Origin of the sequence: Enterococcus sp. AZ163 (genome assembly GCF_050498925.1) — a bacterium.
In the GTDB taxonomy this organism is placed as follows: domain Bacteria; phylum Bacillota; class Bacilli; order Lactobacillales; family Enterococcaceae; genus Enterococcus_A; species Enterococcus_A ferrettii.
In genome coordinates this window covers 2281155-2300178 of record NZ_JBIPAO010000001.1, presented here as the reverse complement: position 1 = coordinate 2300178, position 19024 = coordinate 2281155, and the positions used below count along the sequence as shown (strand labels likewise).

Genomic DNA, 19024 nt, shown 5'->3' with positions numbered 1-19024 from the left:
GAATCAGAGTTTGTTTGCAATAAGCAACAGATATATACTATCATGAAAGATTCATGAATGCAATTATCTTTTTAGATTTTTTCGCGGTGTCCGATTACCAAATGACACATCTTTGAAAGCATCGAAAAAGGCTTGGTTGTTTTTGGATTTTTTCAAGAAGGTAATAAACTGATTAGTGTATTCCAGAGAGTCTCCCACCATGTTCTTACGTATTTTCCAAATTTCTTCCAATTTTTCAGGTGCCATTAGTAATTCTTCTTTTCGTGTTCCTGATTTCTTGATGTCAATAGCCGGGAAGACGCGACGTTCAGACAGTTCCCGAGAAAGCTGAAGCTCTAGATTACCTGTTCCTTTGAACTCTTCGTAAATTACATCGTCCATACGACTACCTGTATCGACTAAGGCAGTTGCTAAAATCGTCAGACTTCCACCTTCTTCAATATTTCGAGCTGCACCAAAAAATTTCTTCGGTTTATACAAAGCGGCAGGATCAATACCACCACTTAACGTACGTCCGCTTGGTGGAACCACCAAATTGTAGGCACGTGCTAAGCGGGTGATACTATCCATCAAAATAACTACATCGCGTTTATCTTCCACTAGTCGCATCGCGCGTTCTAAAACAAGTTCAGACACTCTAGTATGATTTTGTGGTTGTTGATCAAATGTTGAATACACAACATCCCCTTTAACACTACGTTCAAGATCTGTTACTTCCTCTGGTCTTTCATCAACCAAAAGAACGATTAATTCTACATCAGGGTAATTATCAGTAATTCCGTTGGCAATTTCTTTAATAATGGAAGTTTTACCGGCCTTCGGAGGTGCAACAATCAATCCACGTTGGCCAAAACCGACAGGAGAAAAAATGTCGATCATTCGTGTTGAGAGACGTCCTGGAGTAGTTTCTAAGGTTATTTGTCTATCAGGATATAAAGCTGTTAGCGCTGGAAAATGCGGGCGTTCCTTGGCCTCTTCTGGATCTTTACCATTAACGCTTTCCACATGCATTAGTCCATAATAACGTTCAGACTCTTTAGGTGGTCGTGCCTTACCAGCAACTTTGTCCCCATTACGTAAACCGAAGCGACGAATCTGAGAGGATGAAATATAAATGTCCTCAGCACTTGAACCGTAGTTAATCGGACGTAAGAAGCCATAACCATCTTGACCGACAATGTCCAAGACCCCTTCCATAATAAAGAAGCCTTGCTTTTCTGCCTGCGCACGGATTACCGCTAGCGCCAATTCCTTTTTGTTCATTTGGCTGTAGTAAGGAATCTTGAAGCCTCGCGCATAAGTGTAAATTTCCTTAAGCGTTTTGTTTTCAAGCTCAGCCATTGTTAAGTAATCGCTCATTATTTTTCCTCTTCCTCAATCATTTCAATCGTAGCTCCAAGTGAAGTTAACTTATCAATAATATGATCATAACCACGCAAAATATATTCAACGTTATAAATAGTAGTGGTTCCTTCTGCCATTAATCCAGCAATCACTAAACAAGCCCCAGCCCGCAAATCCGAAGCAACCACTTCTGCACCATGTAATTTGCTAGGTCCGTTTAGGACAATCATATTTCCTTCGACAGTCGCGTCTGCGCCCATTCTAACAAGCTCCGGAATATGATTGATCCGTTTTGAATAAATTGTATCAATTATTTCAGCAGTACCTCCAGTTGTTAATAGCAAAGGAGTAATTGGCTGCTGTAAATCAGTCGCAAAACCTGGATATGGTGATGTAGTAATATCAACGGCTCTTAAACCTTCTGATGGAAGTACATCAATACTGTCTTCAGAAATATTCATCTTAACACCCATCTCTTCTAGTTTAGCAATAAAGCTCTCAATATGCTCATAAATGACATTATTGATTTTTATGCCTTGTCCCAAAGATGCTGCCAATGACAAATAAGTTCCAGCTTCAATCCGGTCAGGAATAATCGAATGAATACAGCCATGTAATTCATCGACTCCCTCGATTCGAATTTCATCTGTACCAGCTCCACGAATCTTCGCACCCATGTTGTTCAGTAAAGTAGCGACATCAATAATTTCAGGTTCACGCGCTGCATTTTCAATAATCGTTCTACCTTTGGCTTTTACTGCTGCCAACATAACGTTTATTGTAGCACCTATGGATACTACATCCATAAAGATACGATCGCCTTTCATTCCTTCTTCATCCGTACGCAAATAAATTACTCCATGCTCATTGGAAACATCTGCACCTAAACTCTCAAAACCTTTTATGTGCAAATCAATTGGACGAGGGCCTAAAAAACAGCCGCCGGGCAAACCAACGACAGCCTCACCAAATTTACCTAATAATGCACCCATAAAATAGTATGAGGCGCGCAAAGAATTGATCTTTCCGCTAGGCATTGGAATTGATACGATCTTGCTTGGATCAATTTCCATTCGATTGTCTTCAAATTTTACTGTTGCACCCATGATTTCCAAAATCTCAATCAGTGAATGCACGTCTTGAATGTCTGGTACACCTTCCAACACGACAGGAGAATCCGCCATGATTGCTGCTGGAATTAAAGCAACGGCACTATTTTTTGCCCCGCTGATTGTTACTTCGCCTTTTAATGGCTTTCCGCCATGAATTACAATTTTTTTCATCTATATTCACCTATTAAGTTATTTACATTTTACATGTAGACCATCTTTCATTTTAGCACATAATAGTTAAGTAAAAAAGATAGTACTCATAAATTAACGGATGAATTACTAAAGGATTTATAAATAGTAGTATTATTCTCCGAAACAAACAGGTATTTTCCTTCATACGAAAGAGAACTTTAACTCATTTCTGTTAAAGTATGTCACAAAAAGATATTTTAACAGATCTTATGCTTTTAGAGTAAAAGAAAAACCTCAGATAAAATATCCGAGGTTTAATACTTAAGCAAAATTAAGCTTTGTTTGCAGAACCGAACCAGTCAATGTGTTCTTCAGCATCTTTAACGATTGCTGCAACACCTGGTGCCAATAATTTACGAGGGTCGAATCCTTTTCCTTCTTTATCTTTGCCAGCTTCGATATATTCACGAGTTGCTTTAGCAAATGATAATTGGAATTCAGTGTTAACATTCACTTTAGAAACACCCATTGAGATAGCTTTTTGGATTTGTTCTTGAGGAATACCAGAACCACCATGTAATACTAATGGTACATCAGAACCTACAGCATCAGCAATTGCTTGTAAATGATCGAATGCTAGGCCTTTCCAGTTTTCAGGGTATACACCGTGAATATTACCGATACCACATGCTAGGTAGTCGATACCAGTTCCAACCATTTGTACACATTCGTCAATGTCAGCTAATTCACCAGCACCGATGATTCCGTCTTCTTCTCCACCAATTGAACCAACTTCACATTCAACTGAAACACCTTTAGCATGAGCTTTTGCTACAACGTCTTTAGCCAATTTCAAGTTTTCTTCGAATGGCAAATGAGAACCATCGAACATAACTGAAGTGTAACCAACTTCAATACATTCTAAAGCAGCTTCGTAAGAACCGTGGTCTAAGTGAATTGCAACTGGAACAGTGATATTCATAGACTCTACTAAATCGCAAACAATATCTTTTGCAATTTTATAACCGCCCATGTATTTAGCAGCGCCCATTGAAGTTTGGATAAGAACGGGTGCTTTTTTAGCTTCAGCCGCGCGCAAGATTGCTTGCGTCCATTCTAAATTGTTTGTGTTGAATCCACCGACTGCGTATCCGCCTTCACGTGCAGCTTTTAAAAATTCAGCTCCTGATACTACTGGCATAAAAAATTCCTCCTAAGTAATCTTTTTGGCTAAGACATCGTCTTAACTAACGATCTAATTCTAACAAAGATTGCCCCATATTGCTACTACAATCCTTTCTTAAAAGCCTTTACATTCGATAAAACTTACGTCTTGGCACTTTTTTTAGTAAAAAAGACTGAAACAGCCCTAGCTATTTCAGTCAGATACTTACTTTTCTTCTTTGTTTTTTAATGAAGCCCCAACAAAGGCTTTAATTAATGGTTGCGGACGATTAGGACGAGAAATTAATTCTGGATGGAATTGACATCCTACAAAGAATTTTTTCTCTGGTAATTCTACGATTTCTACCAAACGATTGTCCGGGGATACCCCAGAGAATACCATTCCTTGATCTTCAAACAATTCACGGTAGCCGTTGTTGAATTCATAACGATGACGATGACGTTCTTGGATTACCTCAGTATTGTTATAAGCTTCTGCTGTTTTTGTACCCTTTTTCAATTTACATGGGTACAAGCCTAAACGCAAGGTTCCGCCCAAATTCTCTACGTTTTCTTGATCCGCCATCAAGTCAATAATATTATTGGGTGTATCAGGAGCTGTCTCAGCTGAGTTAGCATCCTGTAAATCCACTACGTTACGTGCAAACTCTACACAAGCCATTTGCATACCTAAGCATATACCCAAAAATGGGATATCATTTTCACGAGCATAGCGAATCGCTTCAATTTTCCCTTCAATTCCACGATCACCAAAACCACCAGGAACTAAAATTCCGTCTGCATCGCTTAGCTCTTCTGCTACATTTTCTTTTGACAATTCTTGCGATTTTACCCATTTAATTTCAATGTCAGAATCAAAAGAAAAACCAGAATGTTTCAATGCTTCAACTACCGAGATGTAGGCATCTGGCAGCTCAACATATTTGCCAACTAAAGCAATCTTAGTTTTCTTCTTAAGGTTAAGCACTTTTTCTTCTAATGAACGCCATTCTGACATGTCAGCTTCAGGGGCTTCTAATTTCAAATGATCCAATACGAATTGATCCATTCCTTGTGCTTGCAATGCCAAAGGAATGGAGTATAGAGTTTCGACATCACGAGACTCGATAACTGCTTCAGGTGCAACATCACAGAACTGAGCTAGTTTGTTTTTAGTTCCTTGAGAAACCGGCAGTTCAGTCCGGACAACTAAAATATTTGGTTGAATACCCAGTCCACGCAATTCCTTTACACTATGCTGCGTTGGCTTAGTTTTCATTTCACCAGCAGCCTTCAAGTAAGGAATCAGCGTAGTGTGGATATACATAACATTATCAGAACCAACATCTGCCTTCATTTGACGCAAAGCCTCTAAGAATGGTAGTGACTCGATATCCCCAACTGTTCCACCAACCTCAGTAATGATAATATCTGAATCAGTCATTTTTGCGGCTCTCATAATTTTAGATTTAATTTCGTTAGTAATATGAGGAATTACTTGGACTGTCGCCCCCAAGTATTCTCCTTTTCTTTCTTTACGAATAACCTCTGAATAGATTTTTCCTGTTGTCACATTGGAGTATTGATTCAAATTGATATCAATGAATCGTTCATAGTGTCCTAAATCTAAATCAGTTTCCGCACCATCATCTGTTACGAATACCTCTCCATGTTGATACGGACTCATCGTACCTGGATCTACGTTGATATAAGGATCAAATTTTTGAATCGTTACCTTTAATCCACGATTTTTCAATAAGCGTCCCAGTGAAGCTGCCACGATCCCTTTTCCAATAGAAGACACAACGCCGCCAGTTACAAAAATATACTTTGTCATAAATGAAAAAACTCCTTCATTATAGTTTGCAGGAAAAGCCTAGAAAATAAAGAAAAGCTCCCTATCCATATGAATAGGGAGCGGAATTTCACTAAACTTCTGACCCTTTTAAAAGGGTGCCCAAGCAGTATAATACCCACTATAGCTCGAAAAGTCAACACCTTAAAATGCCTAATAAAGAATTTCTTATTTAAACAAGCGATTCCAAAAGCTTGATTTCTCTTTTGGTTTTTCCTCTTTGGCAGTCTCGTGCAATTTTGGGTATTTCTTTTCAACATCAATAACTGGTATATCGACTGCATAGTCTGCCACTACTAGCAGACCTATTTTTGAGTCATCATCTGCTATTGCATCACTTACAACTGTAAAATCAATTTTCTCTTTCACAGCAATAGTTATGTACCGTTGCTGAAGTACAGTAGATACTGCTCCATTAATCAATATCCGTGCTGAAGGTTCCTTTTTGATTTCCATCAACAAACCTGCTTCATTCCCTTTGTCCTGCATTTCCCCAATTGTCATGCTCAATAAGCAACGTTCTCTAAAGGTCCCTAAATATTCTTTTTGTTCATCAGGATTAATTTTTGGGGTTCCATATCGTCCAGTATCCAAATGCTTCTGCAAATTATCCTCTGCCATCTTTTCACTTCCTCAAAATATGCTATTTATACTAAGTATATCAAAAAATTCTCTTCAATAGAAAAATGCTAACTGTTAAAGTAATAGACAAATTCGGATTGCCTAATCCAAGAGTATGTTAACTGGACTTAATCCACTTGTAATAAGGATGGGGTCTTTTTTACTTCATAGAAAAATTTGGAGTAAAAAGCCTGCATGCTATTTTAACAATGTACTTTGTTACCGACTATGCCCGACAGAAAATATTATCTAAATATTTAACGAGTAGAAAAAGGTTTTATCGGTATCACTTCAAAATCGGTCGAATCCACTTTTTAGGTAAACAGCGATTTTATGGCTTCTAACAACAGTTTTTTAATAGTTATAGAGATCCTTCATCTTTGAATTTAGAAATAGGAGGGATAAACAGGGGCAATAAAAGTAGTTAATTGGCATTTTGCTAAACCATTTCTCTTAGGTATATTATATTTTCTTCAATTATTTTTCCTTACTTTGCTTTTTTTATCTTTTATTTTCTTACCAATTGCATTTCAGTCCACTGATTTTCTTCTCAGAACTTTACAAACTTATTTATCTTGCGCTTTTCTTGCTCATTTATATTTTCTTTATCTATTTGACGACAGATTAAAGATTTTTTGCAATGACCTTAACCAATAAATTCGATGGTCTTCGCTATGTCTTATATCCCAATAGTTCCCATTAATTGTGATCACTCTGCCTGTCTGTAGAATCTAAGTTATCTAATTTTAATCTTTTATAGTAAAAGACCGAAGTCTTATAAGCGACTTCGGTCTTGCTTTTATTATTCTCCTAAAAACATTTTCTTAGGCATTTGTAAGTTAGCAGAAGTGTATGCACACATAAAGGCTGTTCCATTAGGATATTCTTCCGGTACCATTGATTCAAAGATATTCTTTAATGGTGTGTATTGATCTTCCCAAGTTTTCACTTGAATATCTCCTGCTTTGTCAATTAATTCCTGCTTTGTCACAGGAAAACGTACATCAAGTTGATTGAAAGCTTTTACAAAATAATGCATTCCGATATTTGGAAATCCCATTTTTTTACCCCCTTATTTGTCTTCTAAATAGCTGTACATGGTTGAATCACTGCCTGTTCCGTAAGTATCTGGAGAAGCCGCTCCTCGATGATTTCTCAACCATAGCAAGTCACCCATTAACGCCTGCTTTTGAATAGCATCGCATAAGCCTGGATACAAATCGGCTTTAAAGATATATGGAATGCCGACTGGTGCTTGAGCAATAATATCTCCTTCAGGGTTTACCACCATGCTACGACCAAATAAGGAATAACACTCGTCCATCTCGGAAGTATTAGCTGCTACTACATATACCTTATTAAAGTAAGCTCCTGCCCGATTGGTAATTTCATACTGATTCTCAAAAGGTGTCATATAAGTGGTTAGGCGCAAAACAACGTTTGCTCCTTTTGACGCTGCCTCTCGCCAGTTATCTTGATAATCGCCATCTGAGCATATAATCGAAGCAATTCGTGAACCCTTTGGCCCTTCAAAGACGCGAATTTCATCTCCTGGGCTAGAAGGTTCAACGGGATTCCAAGGTGTTACTTTACGATAAATATCAACAATTTCCCCTTTATCATTGATAGTAATCGCACAGTTTTTATAAAAGTTGCCGTCTTGCTCATCAACGCAGGCACCTACTGCCAGCCAAATTTGATATTCTTTGCAGACAGCTTTTAATTTTGCTAATTCTGGACCATCCAAGGTAACACAGCATAACGAGGCGTGCGGGCCCACACCATTCAAGGATGCCTCAGGAGTTACGATCATGTCAATCCCAGGGAATCCAGTAATCGCCCGATCAATCCATTCAATGATCTTATCTACATTCTGCATAACTTCTTCACGAGTTTTAGGTACCACCGCAAGTTTCATTTGAAAAAGTGCTACGCTTAGACATTCTGTTTCAATTTTTCCGTTAATTGGGAAACAATTTCCTACATTCATTGATTGTCCTCCTTTTATACTACAAGTTCTTTTGATGTCACAATTGTTTGCAATAGGCGCTTTGGAGATAAGTGGGTAAAAAACTGAAATTCATGAATCAAATGTGCTTGATCATAGTAACCTAATTGGTGAGCTACCTTTGCTAAAGTCAACTCATTGTCCGCATATATCGACTTAATTGCATTCTGAAATCGAATAATTCGACTATATAATTTGGGCGTAATCCCAATTTCTTTTCTGAATAGTCGTTGCGTATATCGTTGAGAATATCCTGTTTCTCGACAAATCTTTTCCATCGAAAAGGCTGTTGTTTCTGTGCATAATAAAACAGATAAATACTCCGCCAGTACTGAACGTTGATTCTCATCTAAAAAAAGATCGCGATGGCGAGCCAACAACAGTTTTTTCCTCTCATGAACCGTCTGAGTATCGTAAAGTTTCGTAAATAAGCTTTCTGTATGTGCAAACTGTTCACTAATTGGATAGATTTGATCTATCAAATAGCTTTGATCATTACCAAAGCATCGCAAACCAACATTTGTATAAGGTTTTATTCCAAAGTAGCAAGTATCTGTTTCAAAGGTTAACTTGCAGGTCTGTGTCGCTATCCCCATAAAATATCCTTTTACCTCTTTGCGATCTACCGAGAATAATAAGTTTACACAGGCATCTGGCAAATAAACCGTTTCCATTCTTTCTTTTACTTGAAAAGTATAGAATAACGCTTCTGTCTTCAGATGTTCTCTTGACCAAACAACAATCTCTTCGTGATAATCTTGCAAACGTTCATCATGAGGGAACAGTTGAAAAGGTGTCGCTTCAATCATTTTATTCTTCGTTTCCAATACTCTCATACTGTTCACCTCATAGTTTCTAATCAGATGCAGTTGGACAAGAATCCTTCGTCAAATAAATTGCCGTTTTTAACGCCAAAGGAAAACTTAGGAAAAGAGTGATGTAGCCTAAAACCAACAATACAGGATAATTGGTAAACCAAATTTGAAGAAGCATAGGATGGGGACCTACACCTACATAGGTACTTAAAAAGCTAATTGGTGTCACCATACAAAAAGCTAAAACTATAGTAGAAACTAGATGCTGAGAAAAATTTCTATTTTTTAATCCGATTTTCGCGGCTAGAGCATCACCCCAAGCTTTTCCTGGAATCAAATCTCCAATTACATAACTGACAAAGAAGCTGCTGACAAATCCGTGAAAAATTAACTCTGGCGTAAAAGCCTTATTTACATATTGGATATACAATCCTAGCACCAAGCATACTGCGACACCTACAAATATGTTAATGATTGTCCCAAATCGTTCCATCCTGATCATAGTTAGCCCTCCTAACTATTGAATGACAGTAAATAATTTAGAAATAATCCACCATCTAGTGCCGTCATCAATCAAATGAAAATGATCTTCTAATTTTAAAGAGCCGCGGAAACCACTTTCTCGAATGGTTACGTCTGCTATGTTTCCAACAATTACTTTGGAAACAACTTCTGCCTCGTATGGGTCTCCATTGCTTTCCATCGATGCCTGCGAACCAATATCTTCAATAAACGGCTGCGGATCACCAATTAATAATTGATCTCCTAAATAGCCAGTCATTCGTGCCTTTTCATGGAAAACTGATTGGAGTAATTCCGTGTCACCTGTAAAGGTTCCTTTGATATATGCATTTACCACTTTATCAACAGTGTTCATTCCATATCCTCCTTTATTTTCGCTTCGAAAAGTACATGCGCATGTCTTTCTTGTAATTAAATCTAACACATATTTTTAGTAATGAATTGTAAAAAATGTACCAACTTTACTTATCCCTATCATACCTTATTTCAAAGAATATTCTTGTCATTTTTATTAAACTATTTAAAGAGACTTATTTGGTTAACCTTCACTCACTATACTTTTGAACAATCTAGTTATTTATAAAACACCTAGAAACCGCTTACCTATTTTTCGGTGAAAATTATTCTGTAATATAAGCTTCACAAAGCAGAAACCTTAGATGTTACATTTTTTAACACGCAGCATCTGACTTATTGACTTTATGCAGAGTCACTCGGCTCGTTTAACAAAGAGAATGCAAAAAGACCTGCATGTCCAAATATGAACAACATGCAGGTCTCCATTCAACCTAATACCAATAAAAATTATTTACCGATAAATGGGTTATTTTTTAAGTTGTAGAAAGATTTGATTCCTTGGTATTCAGCGATATCGCCTAATTGGTCTTCAATACGTAGTAATTGGTTGTATTTTGCAATACGGTCAGTACGTGAAAGAGAACCAGTTTTGATTTGACCAGCATTAGTTGCAACTGCAATGTCAGAAATTGTTGAGTCTTCTGTTTCACCAGAACGGTGAGAGACAACCGCAGTATAGCTAGCTTTTTTAGCCATTTCAATTGCATCGAAAGTTTCTGTCAAAGTACCGATTTGATTAACTTTGATTAGGATTGAGTTAGATACACCTTTTTCGATACCTTCAGCTAATTTTTCAGTGTTTGTAACGAATAAATCGTCACCAACTAATTGAACTTTATCGCCTAAAGCATCAGTTAATTTCTTAGTACCTTCCCAGTCGTTTTCATCTAAACCGTCTTCGATTGAGATGATTGGGTATTTAGCAACTAATTCTTCATAGAATGCAATCATTTCATCAGTAGTTTTTTCGCCTTCGCCTGAGTCAGCTAAAACATAAACACCTTTTTCTTTATCAAAGAATTCTGAAGAAGCAGCATCCATAGCAAGAACGATATCTTTACCAGGTACATAGCCAGCTTTTTCAATAGCTTCAATAATTACTTCAAAACCTTCTTCGTTAGAACCAAGGTTAGGAGCAAATCCACCTTCGTCACCAACTGAAGTTGCCAAGCCTTTAGCTTTCAAAATAGAAGCCAATGCGTGGAATACTTCTGCACCGTAACGTAGAGCTTCTTTAAATGTAGGAGCTCCAACAGGCATGATCATGAATTCTTGGAAATCAATAGAGTTATCAGCATGTGATCCGCCATTGATGATATTCATCATAGGAGTAGGCAAAACTTTTGTATTGAATCCGCCAAGGTAGTTGTACAATGGGATTTCTAGGTAGTCAGCGGCAGCACGTGCAGCTGCAATAGAAACACCAAGAATCGCGTTCGCACCCAATTTACCTTTGTTAGGAGTGCCGTCTAATTCGATCATTGCATGGTCGATAGCTGCTTGGTCGCGTACATCATAGCCAATGATTGCTTCAGCAATAATGTTATTCACATTATCAACAGCTTTAGTAACACCTTTACCTAAGTAGCGAGATTTGTCGCCATCACGTAATTCAACTGCTTCATATTCACCAGTTGAAGCACCTGAAGGAACCATTCCACGGCCAAAAGCACCGCTTTCTGTGTAAACTTCTACTTCGATTGTTGGGTTACCACGAGAGTCTAAGACTTCGCGTGCGTAAACATCTGAAATAATTGACATGTTTTGTCTCTCCTTTAAGTTTGTTTTATTAATAGGGTATAAAACCCTCATAACCAATATTAGTAAAAAACGATTGTAGTTGCAATTAAAAGTGCCTTAATTGACGAAATTATTTTGCACCTTCAAGTAAAGCTAAGAAAGAATCAGCTTGTAAGCTAGCTCCGCCAACTAAAGCTCCATCAACATTTTCTTTAGCCATGTATTCAGCAATATTTTCAGGTTTTACAGAACCGCCGTATTGGATACGTACAGCTTCTGAAACTTCCTTACCAAAAATGCCTGCAACAGTTGAGCGAACAACTCCGCAAATTTCATCAGCAATTTGTGCATCAGCAGATTTACCAGTACCGATTGCCCAGATTGGTTCGTAAGCAATAACCATGCTTGATACTTGTTCAGCTGTTAAACCGTCCAAGCCAGCTTTGATTTGTCCTTCAATCCATTCAGCTGTTTTGCTTGCTTCATAAGTTTCCAAAGATTCACCACAGCAAAGAATTGGTGTCATACCATTAGCAAAAATAGCTTTTGCTTTTTTGTTGATTTCTTCATCTGTTTCATGGAAGTATTCACGACGCTCCGAATGGCCGATAATCACATATTCCACACCAAGATCAGCTAATGCAGCAGGTGAAGTTTCACCAGTGAATGCACCAGCATTTTCCCAGTAGCAGTTTTGTGCTGAGATTTTCAATTCAGTCCCTTTAGCAGCTTCAACTAATTCTTGCAGGAACAAAGCAGGTGATCCGATTACTGAATCTACTTGATCGTTTGCAGGAATTTTGTTTTTTACTGCTTCAGCAAAATCTTTAGCTTCAGAGGCAGTTAGATTCATTTTCCAGTTTCCAGCGATGATTGGTTTACGCATGTATTGCACTCCCTTTTCATTTTTAAATACTAATGTTATGTAAAGAATCTAGGGCAAAGCCCCAGTTCATTACATAACTAATTATTTGTCGTTGATTGCAGCAAGCCCAGGTAATTCCTTACCTTCTAATAATTCAAGACTTGCACCGCCACCAGTTGAGATGTGCGTGAACTTGTCAGCAAAACCTAATTGTTCAGCTGCAGCTGCAGAGTCTCCACCACCGATGATAGTAGTTGCATCTTCTAAATTAGCAATCGCTTCGCAAACACCGATAGTTCCGCGTGCAAAGTTGCTCATTTCGAATACGCCCATAGGTCCGTTCCATACAACTGTTTTAGCACCTTTTAACGTTTCAGCGAATAAAGCAATTGATTCAGGTCCAATGTCAAGACCCATTTGTCCTACTGGAACATCACCAGCATGTTCTTCAGTTGGTACATCATTAGAGAATTCAGCGGCTGTAATTGAGTCTACTGGTAAAACTAATTTGTCACCAGCTGCTTCAATTAATTCTTTCGCCAATTCAACTTTATCTGCTTCAACTAAAGAGTTACCAATTTCCATACCTTTAGCTTTATAGAACGTATAAGTCATTCCGCCGCCGATCAAGATTTTGTCAGCTTTAGGAATTAGATTTTTGATTACGCCAATTTTATCAGAAACTTTTGCTCCACCTAAAATTGCGATCATTGGACGTTTTGGTTCTTCGACCGCTTCGCCGATGAATTTAATTTCTTTTTCCATTAAGAAGCCAGCAACTGTAGGAATGCCAGTTGAAGCAATCCCAACGTTTGAAGCGTGGGCACGGTGAGCAGTACCAAATGCATCATTTACAAATACGTCGCCTAGAGAAGCCCAATATTTACCAAGTTCAGCATCATTGCCGCTTTCTTTTTTACCATCAATGTCTTCAAAACGAGTATTTTCGAAAACAACAACGTCGCCGTCTTTCATGTTGTTGATCGCAGCTTCCAAATCAGCGCCACGAGTTTCAGGTACAAAAGTTACTTCTTTACCCAAAAGTTCGCCTAAGCGTTTAGCAACTGGTGCTAAAGATTTGCCAGCTTTGTCTTCTTCCGTTTTCACACGTCCTAGGTGAGAGAACAAAATTGCTTTTCCACCGTTATCAATAACGTAGTTAATAGTAGGCAGCGCTGCTTTGATACGAGTATCATCACCGATCACGCCGTCTTTTAAAGGAACATTAAAGTCTACACGTACCAAGACTTTTTTATCTTTTAAATCAATATCTTTAACAGTCATTTTTGCCATGAAAAAAGACCTCCTAAATTTTTTTGACACTTCGTCTATTATATACCTCTTCGGTTGAAAAAGGTAACGATAACCTATTAAAAAAACGGAGAAGCGCGTTGCTTCCCCGCCTTTTTCAGACAATGTTTAAATCTTATAAGTTAGCAAAGTATGCTAAAGTACGTACTAATTGTGCAGTGTATGACATTTCATTGTCGTACCAAGCAACAGTTTTAACTAATTGTTTGTCGCCAACAGTCATAACTTTAGTTTGTGTAGCATCAAATAATGAACCATAAGTCATACCAACGATATCAGAAGAAACGATTTCGTCTGTGTTGTAACCATAAGATTCGTTTGCTGCTGCTTCCATAGCTGCATTGATTTCATCAGCAGTAACTTCTTTTTCAAGAACAGTTACTAATTCAGTTAATGAACCAGTTGCAACAGGAACACGTTGAGCAGCACCATCTAATTTACCATTCAACTCAGGAATTACTAAGCCGATAGCTTTAGCAGCACCAGTTGAGTTAGGAACGATGTTTGCAGCAGCTGCGCGTGCACGACGGAAGTCACCTTTAGGATGAGGTCCATCAAGAGTCATTTGGTCACCTGTGTAAGCATGGATAGTTGTCATAATTCCTTCAACAATACCAAATTTATCGTTCAAAGTTTTAGCCATAGGAGCTAAACAGTTAGTTGTACATGAAGCACCAGAGATAACTGTTTCTTTACCAGTTAAAATGTCATGGTTTGTGTTGTAAACGATTGTTGGAACGTCGCTTCCACCAGGAGCAGTAATGATAACGCGTTTAGCGCCACCTTTCAAGTGCAATTCAGCTTTTTCTTTAGAAGTGAAGAATCCAGTACTTTCAAGAACGATATCTACACCTAGATCGCCCCAAGGAATTTCTTCAGGGTTACGGTGAGAAGTAACTTTAACTTCTTTTCCGTTAACGTCAAAAGATCCTTCGTGAACTTCAACTGTTCCATCGAAACGGCCTTGTGTTGTATCATATTTTAACAAGTGAGCTAACATTTTAGCATCTGTTAAATCATTGATAGCAACTACTTCTAGTCCTTCTACATTTTGGATACGACGGAAAGCCAAGCGTCCAATACGTCCAAATCCGTTAATTCCAACTTTTACTGTCATTTAAAAATTCCTCCTTATGGAATTAGAAAAATATTTATTTTAAAAGGTTGCCCCTTTTAAAATCTCGTTTGCTGCGGCTTCATCGGTGATGAACCACGTTTGTTTTGGAGCATTTTTCATATAAGCCATAATTGCTTTGGCTTTAGATTTCCCTCCAGCAACTGCTAAAACAATTGGAATCTTCTGGACATCTTCAAGTGTTAACCCAATCCGGGAAGCTCGATAAATGATCTGTCCACTTTCATCAAAAAAGTAACCAAATGATTCCGCTACTGCTTTATGTTGTCTTAAAGAGACAATCTCTTCTTCCAGCATTTTTCGTCGGGCTGCCATATGCAGGGCTCGTCCAATACTGTGAACGACACAATTTGCCTGCTTAATTGTTGCGAGAACATCCATAATAGATGGTTCTTTCAACAAAGTGTGATACGCTTCCTGACTTAGCTGTTCTGGTACATACAACACTCGATGATTGCCTTTTGCATTAGCCGCCATAACCGCACTGATTGAGTTGGCTTGAATGGAAACTGACTCTCCAATCCCACCTCGCGCAGGTACGAATAAATTCTTACGGTTATTTGTTTCAAGTGGCGTAATATGTCGAGCAATCTCAGCCATTGTTGTACCACCCATAACGGCAATAACATTTCTACCATCAGGTAATTGACGATGCAAGGCTTCGTTGACAAGTTCTCCGAAATCTCCATTGACTTTCGGTTGTTCATCACTGTCACCAGAAACGATGAGACATCGATCAATGTTGAACATCGAGGCTAGCTGCTTCTCTAACTGGTCCATCCCAGTAAATTGGTCCATTAACAGATCCAACTGCTGTAAGATGTCTTTCCCTCTTTCCGTTAAGGACATTCCGCTTTTGTTGGTTTCAATTAAACGCTGATCTCTTAAAAAATCAGTCTCCCCACGCAACACACGTTCTGTTAAGCTTAACGACTCAGCAAGGTTTCTTCGCCCAATTGGTTGCATCCAGAAAATATTCTGTAATACCCGATATCTTCTTTTCACCGTATTCAACACATCAGGGGCAATAGCTTCAAGAACTCTGATTTCAGATAACAAAGGATCCCCTCCATTGGACTCCTTAAGTCCCTCATAGACTTTTAGCGACCCATGAATAGTAAAAAAAAGTAAGTTCTATACTTGATTTTTTCAATCTCAAACCTTACATTGCAAATTTTACCAGTTTTATGCCTAACAAGCAAGGGAAAAGCCAAGATTTTTTTCTTGGCTTAGTCAAATCGTTTTCGTTTAGATGAACTTGCGATTCCTAGTGCTTCTCGGTATTTAGCAACTGTTCTTCGGGACACTTTCTGTCCATTCGTTTTTAACATATCAGCAATTTTTTGGTCGGACAAAGGTTTATTTTTGTTCTCATCATCAATAAATTGTTTGATTAACTGCTTTACCTCATCAGCCGAAGTATCTTCGTCACTGATTTTATTCACAAAAAAGCCTCTTAGTTCAAATACACCGAAATCAGTTTCAATGTACTTTCCATTTACAGCTCTGCTAATAGTTGACTCATGTACTTCCAGTTCTTTGGCTATATCCTTCAACATCAATGGTTTAAGTGCACCCTTCTTCTCTAAAAAGAAAGGTTTCTGATATTTCACAATTAGTCTGCCTACTTCTAAAATGGTATCCTTACGCTGGCCAATAGTGCGCTTCAACCATTCATATTGCTGCAGCTTTTCTTTTAAATAGTCTTTGGTTTCAGAATCAGCTTGTTTTTCTAAACGAGTAAAATAATTCTCGTTAAAATTTAGTCGCAGCTGCCCTCTTTTATTGGAAAGAACGTCCAATTTATCCTCTTTACGTATTAATGTAAGATCAGGAATAATAAAGTCTGGAACACTTTCCCCAAAACCAGCACCAGGAAATGGGTTCAAAGACCGGATGTAGTCGATAATTTCCTGCACCTGAACCATCGTTAAATTATATTCCTTGCCCAACTGCTCAAAACGGTGGTTTGCGATTTTTTCAAAAGCTTCTTCTAATAGTAGGTAAGCCAAGTCTGGAGCATAATCATCTCGTTCGGTCTGAAGCATCAAACATTCTCTTAGGTCTCTAGAACCTACGCCAGGCGGGTCCAACTGCTGAAGCAGTGTCAGAGCATCTAAGAACTGGATATCGGTCGCTCCCATTTCTTGCTTAATTTCTTCTTCATCAACCTTCAAGTAGCCGTTTATATCTACATACTCAACTAACACCAGTATAATTCTCCGTAAAAAAGTATCACGATAGTTAAGATGCACTTGATTAATTAAATATTCAAACAGTGATTCGTACTGATCAGGAATTTGCCCAATAAAATCAGATTTGTCATAACGATCACCCATCATAGTCAGATCACTGCGGATTTTTGGTGCTACTACCTCAATTAATGGATTTTCTAAAGAAATCGTCTCAACGTAGTCCCGCAGCTCTTCGGTATTGAATTGTAGCATTTGAATAGCTTGTTGAAGCTTTTGCGTCATAGCCAGCTTCTGTGTCTGTTGTTGCGCTTGCGAATAACCTTGTTGAAACTTCATTGTAATTTCCCCTTGTTTTTTTTAGATAATGTGCTAAACTAATAATCGTTGCTGCGCCCTTAGTGTAGTGGATATCACGTAAGATTCCGGTTCTTGAGACGGGGGTTCGATTCCCTCAGGGCGCGTCTTTTAAGCAGTTTTAAGTATACATGAATTTACAAGTTTTGACAAAATGCTTTTGTTTAACAAGCAGCATATAATTGAATACTAATTTGGAGAGAGCTGGATAGCTCTTTTTTTATTCCTAAAATTATAAATCCGACTAAAAAAGAGCAGGCTCTAAGCCTACTCTTCATCATCGTCGTCATCATCAAAATCATCATCGTCGTCATCAATAACGCTTAGATCATCTTCGATTCCGCCAGGAACAACTTCTTCGTCGTCGGTGTTTTCATCGGCACCAATTTCTTGTAGATCAGAATTGTATGCTGCGATTTCATCATCGTCATCGTCGTCATCATCATCAATATCTTCTTCATCGTCATCGATCAAATCAGTATCTTCAGGATCGTCGTCGTTGTAATCAATTGCATCTTCATCACCATTAATGAAGGCGTTGACTCTTTTACGTTTCTTACGACGTGGTGTTTCTTCGTCTTCTTCATCTAATCCGTGATTTACTTCTTCATCGATTGAATCGATAGCGTACCATGAACGCAATCCCCAACGATTATCTCCAAGAGAAATGAAGCTTCCATCAATATTCAAATCTGTATAAAATTGGGCTAATGCATCACGAATCTCGCTGTCTGACTTGCCAAGGTATGTTTGGATTTGATTTACTAAATCTGAAAAATCCATTACCTCGCCGCGTTCTTCCAGGATTGCGTGTGCCACTTCAATCATTGACAATTCATCTTTAATTAAACCATCAAAAACACTAAGTTCCAAGTATGACACGTCCTTTCAAAGTCTACTCCTTATCATACAAAATCACTGACTAAAAAGCAAACCTTTCTTCATTTTAAGTAGTAAATTCTAAAATCAAATTGTAATCACCAACTTTTTCATTATGCATTGAAAGAGAGTAATCAATCGTTACAATTCCAGAAAAAGGTCGATCTTTTAGACTGACGTGCAATTTGTGTGTATCAGTCGTAATTGCGATCATGCCGTAGGGTGTCTTATAACTAGTTTCTATTTTTTCACGATACCCAAATTTCATTCGCAAACGCATCTCGCCTGAACGTATTAATTGTATGCGGGAATCGGGTGTGATCTTCATTGTTACTGGCACCTCACTGCCATCAGACTGTACTTCTTTATAACGTATGTACAATGTGCTCCCCATCTGAACAACCTGACCGAACAAATCAAAGACAAATTCTTCGACCTCATTGTTCTGTGTTACTTTCGTTTGCAATTTTATCTTAGCTGGAAATCCGCCTTTAATATTCACAGAGTCTCGCCCCTTTCACTTCTATTTTTCACGGTTTTATTTTTTTTGTCAACTACTTGCTTTATTTTGGTAGCTTACACTACGCGAAACGAACTTTTTTGTTTATACTTGTA

General features: G+C 38.1%; 18 protein-coding genes and 1 tRNA gene. 1 reads left to right on the top strand and 18 read right to left on the bottom strand.

The features are described 5' to 3' along the window. Positions 1-63 precede the first annotated feature (63 nt). From rho to rpoN, 16 genes are all read right to left on the bottom strand, one after another. Entirely contained in the window at positions 64-1359 is a 1296-nt protein-coding gene (gene rho, locus IGI46_RS10890) for a transcription termination factor Rho (RefSeq protein WP_207703464.1), read from the bottom strand. Continuing rightward, the gene (locus IGI46_RS10885) at positions 1359-2627 is read right to left on the bottom strand and encodes a UDP-N-acetylglucosamine 1-carboxyvinyltransferase (protein WP_207703463.1); all 1269 of its coding nucleotides are present in this window, start codon (positions 2625-2627) and stop codon (positions 1359-1361) included. Before IGI46_RS10885 ends, rho begins: the two co-directional genes overlap by 1 nt. A gap of 292 nt (positions 2628-2919) precedes the next feature. Continuing rightward, positions 2920-3789, bottom strand: coding sequence for a class II fructose-bisphosphate aldolase (locus IGI46_RS10880; RefSeq protein ID WP_207703462.1), 870 nt, complete (start codon positions 3787-3789; stop codon positions 2920-2922). A gap of 189 nt (positions 3790-3978) precedes the next feature. Beyond that, on the bottom strand, positions 3979-5589 hold the full coding sequence (locus IGI46_RS10875; RefSeq protein ID WP_429963184.1) for a CTP synthase: 1611 nt from the start codon (positions 5587-5589) through the stop codon (positions 3979-3981). A 186-nt stretch (positions 5590-5775) separates the two neighbouring features. Continuing rightward, the gene (locus tag IGI46_RS10870) at positions 5776-6228 is read right to left on the bottom strand and encodes a YueI family protein (RefSeq protein WP_207703460.1); all 453 of its coding nucleotides are present in this window, start codon (positions 6226-6228) and stop codon (positions 5776-5778) included. Positions 6229-7030: 802 nt separating this feature from the next. Next, a complete protein-coding gene (locus IGI46_RS10865) occupies positions 7031-7288 on the bottom strand; it encodes a hypothetical protein (RefSeq protein ID WP_207703459.1) in 258 nt (85 codons plus the stop codon). Between the two features lie 12 nt (positions 7289-7300). Continuing rightward, positions 7301-8218, bottom strand: a complete 918-nt coding sequence (locus IGI46_RS10860; RefSeq protein WP_429963183.1) for a nitrilase-related carbon-nitrogen hydrolase — start codon at positions 8216-8218, stop codon at positions 7301-7303. A 14-nt stretch (positions 8219-8232) separates the two neighbouring features. After that, positions 8233-9072: a helix-turn-helix domain-containing protein gene (locus IGI46_RS10855; RefSeq protein WP_429963182.1), complete on the bottom strand. Its 840-nt coding sequence runs from the start codon at positions 9070-9072 to the stop codon at positions 8233-8235. 19 nt (positions 9073-9091) lie between these two features. Beyond that, complete coding sequence (locus IGI46_RS10850) at positions 9092-9553, bottom strand: hypothetical protein (RefSeq protein ID WP_429963181.1); 462 nt, start codon at positions 9551-9553, stop codon at positions 9092-9094. 15 nt (positions 9554-9568) lie between these two features. After that, a complete protein-coding gene (locus IGI46_RS10845; RefSeq protein ID WP_429963180.1) occupies positions 9569-9928 on the bottom strand; it encodes a nuclear transport factor 2 family protein in 360 nt (119 codons plus the stop codon). Between the two features lie 449 nt (positions 9929-10377). Then, positions 10378-11691: a phosphopyruvate hydratase gene (gene eno, locus IGI46_RS10840; protein ID WP_207703454.1), complete on the bottom strand. Its 1314-nt coding sequence runs from the start codon at positions 11689-11691 to the stop codon at positions 10378-10380. Between the two features lie 109 nt (positions 11692-11800). Beyond that, the gene (tpiA, locus tag IGI46_RS10835) at positions 11801-12556 is read right to left on the bottom strand and encodes a triose-phosphate isomerase (protein ID WP_429963179.1); all 756 of its coding nucleotides are present in this window, start codon (positions 12554-12556) and stop codon (positions 11801-11803) included. 81 nt (positions 12557-12637) lie between these two features. Further along, positions 12638-13828, bottom strand: coding sequence for a phosphoglycerate kinase (locus IGI46_RS10830; protein WP_207703452.1), 1191 nt, complete (start codon positions 13826-13828; stop codon positions 12638-12640). Between the two features lie 133 nt (positions 13829-13961). Continuing rightward, complete coding sequence (gene gap / locus IGI46_RS10825; protein ID WP_207703451.1) at positions 13962-14963, bottom strand: type I glyceraldehyde-3-phosphate dehydrogenase; 1002 nt, start codon at positions 14961-14963, stop codon at positions 13962-13964. Positions 14964-15002: 39 nt separating this feature from the next. Then, on the bottom strand, positions 15003-16040 hold the full coding sequence (locus IGI46_RS10820; protein WP_429973425.1) for a sugar-binding transcriptional regulator: 1038 nt from the start codon (positions 16038-16040) through the stop codon (positions 15003-15005). 170 nt (positions 16041-16210) lie between these two features. Then, positions 16211-17512 carry an RNA polymerase factor sigma-54 gene (rpoN, locus tag IGI46_RS10815; RefSeq protein WP_429973424.1) on the bottom strand — a complete coding sequence of 434 codons (1302 nt, stop codon included), beginning with the start codon at positions 17510-17512 and terminating at the stop codon, positions 16211-16213. Positions 17513-17565: 53 nt separating this feature from the next. Between rpoN and IGI46_RS10810 the strand changes: the two genes are divergently transcribed. Next, positions 17566-17637 (top strand) — tRNA-Arg (locus IGI46_RS10810). A gap of 160 nt (positions 17638-17797) precedes the next feature. On the opposite strand, the gene rpoE is transcribed toward IGI46_RS10810, so the two are convergent. Together rpoE and IGI46_RS10800 are read right to left on the bottom strand one after the other, a co-directional pair. Beyond that, on the bottom strand, positions 17798-18403 hold the full coding sequence (gene rpoE, locus IGI46_RS10805; protein WP_429963178.1) for a DNA-directed RNA polymerase subunit delta: 606 nt from the start codon (positions 18401-18403) through the stop codon (positions 17798-17800). 73 nt (positions 18404-18476) lie between these two features. After that, positions 18477-18911, bottom strand: coding sequence for a DUF1934 family protein (locus IGI46_RS10800; RefSeq protein WP_207703447.1), 435 nt, complete (start codon positions 18909-18911; stop codon positions 18477-18479). Between the last annotated feature and the right edge of the window lie 113 nt (positions 18912-19024).